The 223-nt window shown below is 23.8% G+C and carries 1 protein-coding gene; it reads left to right on the top strand.

The genetic code is table 11. From position 1 onward, the window contains the following. A partial coding sequence (locus BT993_RS07405; protein WP_167359438.1) for a ribosomal-processing cysteine protease Prp occupies positions 1-189 on the top strand: 189 nt, incomplete at its 5' end. Positions 190-223 lie beyond the last annotated feature (34 nt).

A 223-nucleotide genomic window follows, 5' to 3' on the forward strand; every position in this document is an offset into this window, starting at 1 on the left:
GTTTTAAAAGTTAAGAAATTGAATTATGAAATGAGGGATGGATATATTTTTTGTGATTTAAGAAATGTTGATGAAGATGATTTAATTAAATCTCAAAGTTTAATAAAATCATTATCTATAATGCTTGAAAGTATTGCAAAGGATTATCCAAAAAATGTACAATTTAGAACTAGGAGGTATGAAAAATGATATTAAAGTTGAATTTACAACTATTCCCTCTCTT

This window comes from Streptobacillus ratti (assembly GCF_001891165.1).
GTDB classification, from domain to species: domain Bacteria; phylum Fusobacteriota; class Fusobacteriia; order Fusobacteriales; family Leptotrichiaceae; genus Streptobacillus; species Streptobacillus ratti.